Source organism: Pseudomonas sp. B28(2017) (assembly GCF_002113025.1).
In the GTDB taxonomy this organism is placed as follows: Bacteria; Pseudomonadota; Gammaproteobacteria; order Pseudomonadales; family Pseudomonadaceae; genus Aquipseudomonas.
Window position 1 is genome coordinate 22958 of the sequence record NZ_NEJH01000021.1, and the last position, 6962, is coordinate 29919.

Sequence of the window (6962 nt, forward strand, 5' to 3'; positions counted from 1 at the left end):
CATGGCAAGGAGCGATGTATGACACTGCGTAAACAGTTGTTCCTGGCCATCTGCCTGTTCCTGCTGGTGGCGTTCAGCGGCAGTTTTTTTGCCAGCCTGGAAAGCTCCCGCGAGCAAACGCTCGGTCAGCTGCGCGCCCACGCCCAGGACGCAGCCACCGCGCTGGGGCTGTCGCTGACGGCACAGGTCGATGACCCGGCAATGATGGAGCTGATGGTCAGTTCGATTTTCGACAGCGGCTATTTCAGCAGCATCCGCGTCATCAGGCTCAAGGATCAGCAAACCCTGGTGGAACGCAGCGCACCGGCGAAAATCGACGGCGTGCCTGACTGGTTCGTCAATCTGGTCAACCTGCGCCCGGAAGGCGGCGACGCCTTGGTCATGCGCGGCTGGGAACAACAGGCACGGGTCGAAGTGCTGAGCAATCCGCAATTCGCCCTGGCCAAGTTCTGGGACAGCACCCTCGGCAGCCTTATCTGGTTGCTGTTGTGCGGGCTGTTCAGCGCCGTGATTGGTGGATGGATGCTGCGCCGGCAATTTCGCCCCCTCGACAGCATGGTCCGACAAGCTGAAGCCATCAGTAAACGCGAGTTTCTCAGCCTGCCGAAACTGCCACGGACACCGGAACTGAAACGGGTGGTGCTGGCCATGAACCAGATGGTCGAGAAGCTCAAGGCCCTGTTCAGCGAAGAAGCTGCGCGCAGTGAAAAACTGCGGGCCGAATCCTATCTGGACAGCCTCACCGGCCTGGCCAACCGACGCCTGCTCGACGAGCAACTGGCCGACCATTTACGCGAATGCGAACAGAGCCGCGATGGCCATTTGCTGATGTTGCGGATCAACGACCTGAACGGGCTCAACCAGCGACTGGGCGGCCAACGAACTGACGCGCTGATCAGTGCCGTAGGCGAATTGCTCAAGCGCCTGACTCAATTGCCCGAGCGTCGCACCTGGCTGGCGGCACGCAATCGTGGTGGCGAATTCAGCCTGCTGACACCGGGTCTTGACGCTGAAAATGCTGCGCGCCTGGCCGCCGACGTCAGCGTCAGCCTGGAGAACCTGCGCCTGACCGGCGCCAGCGATTGCATGCCCGTCGCCCATCTGGGCGTTGTCGCCTACCGCCCCGGTGAGCCGATCGGCACCGTGCTTCTGCGTCTGGATCAGGCATTGACTGAATCCCGGCAACATCCCCAACGACCCTGGGTGCATTTGAGCCATCGTGACACCGCGCCGAATTACACCCAGCACGACTGGCGCACCTGGATCGACGATGCCCTGACCCAAGGCAACATGCAGTTGTACTTCCAGCCCGTCGTGCAATGTGCCGACCCCGGCCAGGTGCTGCATCACAAAGTGCTCGCACGCCTGCTCGACCCTCAGGGCGAGGCGATAGCCGCCGGGCACTTCCTGCCGTGGATCGAGCGTCTCGGCTGGTCGGCACGGTTCGACCTGGCGATGCTCGAGGCCACGCTGGACAACCTGGTGGCCAACCGCAGGCCCTTGGCACTGAGCCTGTCCGGGAGCACCCTGCGAGACCCGGTGCAATGGCGAACAATCCTCGACTTGCTCGACTCGCTCCCAGAGCTGGCGCCGCTCCTGATCCTGGAAATCGACGAAAGCCAGTTGCCCGCCCCCGACGAACTGCAGCGTTTGAGTCACAGCCTGCTTGACAGCGGTTATCGAATGGGCCTGCAACATTTTGGCGGGCGCTTCAGCCAGATCGGCAACCTCACCCAATTGGGCTTGGCGTACCTGAAAATCGATGGAGCCTACATTCGCGACATCGACGAGCAGACTGACAAGCGACTGTTCATCGACGCGATCTTTCGCGCGACCCACAGCATTGATTTGCCGCTGATTGCCGAGATGGTCGAAACGTCGGGGGAGTTGTTGGCCATCACTGAACTGGGTGTTTTCGGCGCGATGGGGCGTTTGATCGGGCCGCCGGAGCCAACCTGACCAGGTCGCCAACTCAACTGCAGCCAAAGCTTCTCGATCAGACTGACTTCCTCATTGAACCCGCCACCCCTTCACAGGGTGGCGGTTTTTCAGTGGGCCTTCAGGTCACACGGTATCCACCTTCAACGAATGATCGTTGAGCATGCCGTTGATGATGGTCGCCGTGTCATGCCCGCCCGCGATCACCCCACCCGCCCCCGGTGTTACACCGTAATGACTGGCGAGGTTGACGCCAGCCAGGTCGATGGTCTGGTTCGGCGCGGCACCGGCCATGGCGCTGACATCGATGCTGGTCACCGTCGACACCCCACTGCCGGTGACGGTGAAGTGCAGGTAGTCATCCAGCGAAGCCGTGGTGCCGTTTTCCCCTTGCAGCAGTTGCGACAGGTCGAGCTTGTCGGTGCCGGGCGTGAAGTCGGTGATCACATCGTGGCCACTGTTGCCCTTGAGCCACTGGAACGTATCGGCCCCTGCCCCGCCGGTGAGGGTGTTGTTGCCCAGGCCACCGATCAGCAAATCATCGCCGCCTGCGCCGTTGAGGATGTCGTTGCCCAGGCTGCCGTTGATCACGTTGTTATTGTTGTCACCGGTCAGGGTGTCGTTGAAGTTCGACCCGGTGAGGTTTTCGATACCGGTCAGGGTGTCCGTGCCCGCGCCGAGGGTGTTTTGCGCACCTGGCAGGCTGAGGTCGACGGTCACCCCGGCGGTGGCGTGGGCATAGCTGGCTGTGTCGATGCCCGGGCCGCCGTCGAGGATGTCATTGCCCGGGCCGCTGTAGAGCCAATCATTGCCGGCGCCGCCGTGTAGCTCATTGTTGCCGGAGCCGGCGGTGAGCACATCGTTGCCGTCGCCGGCATTGATGATGTTGTTGCCCGTGCCCGCCACCAGGACGTCATCGCCGCTGGTGCCGGTGAGGGTGTGCCCATCCTGATAGCTGATGGTCAGGTTGGCCGAGTCGCTGCCGCCATGGTTGTCGTTGGCGGTGTAAGTGCCGTGGTAGTCCGGGGTCACATCGTGTGCCCCGGCGTAGTTGACGGTCATGGTCAACTGATAGTTTTCCGCCGCATTCGTATTGCCGTTACCGGGGTCGGTGATGTTGGTCATGTGGATCTGGTAGGTGCCATCCGCGCTTGCGGTGATGGTGCCGCCATCGGCGATGCTTACGAACGCCCCGCCGTTGAGCGAATACTCCATCGTGATGTGCCCGGCCGCCAGGTTGTGATCGAGGTTGAGCGTCTCGCCTTGTTTCAGCGTGACCGTGATGAGGTCTTCATTGTTGCCATTGGAGTTGTTCGCGGCGCCGAGATAACCACTGATCACCAGCATCGCCGTCATGGTCGCCGCGTTGGCTGCGAAGGCATTGCGCACGTCTGCCAGACTCTGGTTGGCGGGGTTGTTGTTGGTGCCTGCGAAGCTGATCGCACCGGTGCCGGTAAAGTCCGCGCCCCTCGCTATCCAGCCGGTGTTGAAGGAGGTCGGTGTCGCCGAGAGTTGATCGCCATTGGGGTCGGTGTCGTTGGCCAGCAACAGTTCACCCGGCACCACGATGGTACCCGAGAGCACGTTGGTGATGACGTTGTCATCGGCGGCCACTGGCGGTGCGTTCGGTATGACCTTGATCGTCAGGGTGGAGCTGGCCAGGTCTCCGTCGTTGTCGCTGGCAGTGAATCCGATGTTCTCGGTGATCAACACCGACGTGGTTTTCTGCGAAATGTAGGCGTACTCACCGGTGTCGAGATTGATCTGCAAGGTACCGCTGTTGTTGGTGGCTATGCTCAACGTGTTGTCCATGGTGTTGAACGTGCCGTGGTTGAGCCCGCCGCTGAAGTTCAGCGAGCCCTGATTGCTGTTACCGCTTGGATCGTAGGTGTACGTGGTGCCGTCCACCGTGATGGTTTTGATGAAGCCGCCATCGGCGCCGAATGAACCGCCATCGCCCAGCAGCGAACCGGTCACCGGTGCGCCGATTACAGTGCCGGACAGCACCGAGTTGAGCTGGTTGAGATCGGTCACCACCACCGCATTGGTGTCGGTGTGGCTACTGCCGTCATAGGCCAGTGGATTGAGGTTGGCGTTGGTCACGCCGCTGCCCAGGCCGATCGCGTAGTTCTTGATGTTGTTGGCATCGAGGAAGGCTTTCAGTGCGGTTTCGTCGGCGGTGCCGATTTCCTGGCCGGCGGTGGGCTTGCCGTCGGAGAAGAAGTAGCCGACGTTTTGCGCACCGGTCAGTTTGCCCGAGGTGTTGAACGCGGTCTGCATGGTCGCCACGGCTGCGTCGTAGTTGGTGCCGCCGTTCGCGGTGAGGCCGGCCAGCAGTGTCTTGGCGGTCGCGACATCGACCCACACCGAAGTTCTGTCGGTGGCGCTGCTGCTGAAGGTGACGAGCTGCACTTTCACATCGCCGAGGTCATCGTATTTATCCAGCAAGGCACTGATGGCCTGCTTGGCCAGATCCAGCCGTGACAGACCCGACACACCGGAAGGGTCGGCCATGCTGCCGGAGACATCGAGCACGATCAGCAGGTTGGAATCGATCTCCACCGCCGCCACCGAGCGATCCGTTGCCACCGCCTTGGGCACGTCATCGACAATGTTGACCACGATAGTGCTGGTACTGCTGTTGCCCAGCGCATCGGTAGCTTTGTAGGTGAAGCTTTCACTCAGGCTGTTCGGCCCGTCGTTGGCATTCGGCGAGGTTTTCGGTGCCGAGGTCAGGGTGTAGGTGTAGCTGCCGTCGGGGTTGAGCAGGATCTGCCCGTAGGTGCCGGTGGCGCTGCCGACCAGGGTGTAGGTGAGCGCGCCACTGCCACCCGAGACCGAACCGACCAGGGTACCGGACGCGGTTTCGCCAGTGTTGCCCGGATCGCTGCCGATGACCGTACCGGCGGCCAGGTCCTGGCCGTCCTTGCTCAGGTCGAGGGCCTTTTCGAAGACCGTCACGTCACCGTCGGGGTTGGCCTTGATCGTACTGTTGGCGACGTCGATGGTGATGGTATTGGTGCTTTCATCGCCATCGGAATCGCGCACGGTGTAGGTGAACGTATCAGTGGCCCCCGCATCGCCGACCGAATTCTGATTGCTGTGATACACCGCGTTGCCGTTGGCATCGAGGGTCAGGTAGCCATAGGTGCCATTGATCTGGTTGCCCAGCCCGCCGATCGCCGACGTCGAGATATTGCTTCCGGCGCGCACGCCGACCACCGTCGCCGGACCATCGGCGCCACTGACATCGTTGCCCAGCACACTGATGTTGACGGTGCCGCCCTCCACTACCGACGACGAGTCCGGTTTGGCGCTCGGCAAGTCATCGATGATGTTGACGTTGATCTGCCCGGTCGCCGTGTCGCCGTCCGTATCGGTGGCCACAACGTTGAAGTTCTCGGTCAGGCTGTTGGCGCCGTTGGCCGTTGGATGGGCTTCGTTATCGTTGAGGGTGTAGCTGTAGCTGACCACGCCGGTCGCCGCGTTGAAACCGGTGATGGTCAGGGTACTGCCCAGTGGCGTGACGGCGGTTTGCGGGAAGCCGGCGGCCACGCCACCGGTGACCACGGCAATGCCGCCCACGGTCAGGGTTTGCAGGCCATCGAGGACGGTCACGGTGAAGGTGCCGCTCTGGGTCAGGGCCGGCGTGTTGGGGTTGCTGCCATCGCTGAGGTTTTTCTCGTAGACGGTCAGCTCACCACCATTCACGTCGAGGCCGTTGAGGACCACCGGATCGTCGTTGTTGTAGACATTCAGCACCAGGTTCGCGGTACTGCTGTCGCCGTCCGCATCGGTGAGGGTGTAGGTGAAGGTTTCGCTGCCGTTGCCACCGCCGTGCAAGGCCTTGAAGTCGGCATCACTGGTGTTGAGGGTGTAGGTGTAGGTGCCGTTGGCGTTCAGCACCAAAGTGCCGTAAGTCCCGGTGAAGGTGCCGGGGGTGATCGGGCCGGCGTTTGCGCCAAGCGTCACGCGGTCAGCGCCTTGCACGTCGTTGCTCAGCACATTGCCAGTGAGGGTCAGCAAGGTTTCCGAGGCGGTACTGGCGTTGCTGTCGTCCACGCCCTTCGGCAGGTCGTCGACGATGTTCACGTCGAGTGAGCCGGTGGCGGTGGTGCCGTTGTCGTCGACCACAGTCACGGTGAACTGTTCAGGCAGGCTATTGGCGCCGTTGGCGGTCGGATGCGCTTCGTTATCGTTGAGCGTGTAGCTGTAGCTCACGACACCGGTGGCCGCGTTGAAGCCGGTGATGGTCAGCGTACTGCCCAGCGGGGTGGTGATCGACTGCGGGAAGCCGGCGGCCACGCCACCGGTGACCACGGCGATGCCGCCCACGCTCAGGGTGGTGACACCGTCCAGCGCGGTGACGGTGAAGGTCCCGCTCTGGGTCAGGGCCGACGCGTTGGGGCTGCTGCCGTCACTGAGGTTTTTTTCGTAAACCGTCAGCTCACCGCCATACACGTTGAGGCCGTTGAGGACCACCGGATCGTCGTTGTTGTAGACATTCAGCACCAGGTTCGCGGTACTGCTGTCGCCGTCCGCATCGGTGAGGGTGTAGGTGAAGGTTTCACTGCCGTTGCCACCGCCGTGCAAGGCCTTGAAGTCGGCATCACTGGTGTTGAGGGTGTAGGTGTAGGTGCCGTTGGCGTTCAGCACCAAAGTGCCGTAAGTCCCGGTGAAGGTGCCGGGGGTGATCGGGCCGGCGTTTGCGCCAAGCGTCACGCGGTCAGCGCCTTGCACGTCGTTGCTCAGCACATTGCCAGTGAGGGTCAGCAAGGTTTCCGAGGCGGTACTGGCGTTGCTGTCGTCCACGCCCTTCGGCAGGTCGTCGACGATGTTCACGTCGAGTGAGCCGGTCGCGGTGGTGCCGTTGTCGTCGACCACAGTCACGGTGAACTGTTCAGGCAGGCTATTGGCGCCGTTGCCGGTCGGATGCGCTTCGTTATCGTTGAGCGTGTAGCTGTAGCTCACGACACCGGTCGCCGCGTTGAAGCCGGTGATGGTCAGCGTACTGCCCAGCGGGG

Annotated in this window: 2 protein-coding genes; one reads left to right on the forward strand and one right to left on the reverse strand. The window is 62.1% G+C overall.

The window, feature by feature from the left end:
* Positions 1-18: 18 nt before the first annotated feature.
* Complete coding sequence (gene lapD / locus CAF65_RS27305) at positions 19-1959, forward strand: cyclic di-GMP receptor LapD (RefSeq protein ID WP_085719090.1); 1941 nt, start codon at positions 19-21, stop codon at positions 1957-1959.
* Positions 1960-2064: 105 nt separating this feature from the next.
* Here lapD and CAF65_RS27310 read toward each other — a convergent pair.
* Positions 2065-6962 (reverse strand): S-layer family protein (locus CAF65_RS27310; RefSeq protein ID WP_143492170.1); only part of this gene is annotated, 4898 nt, incomplete at its 5' end.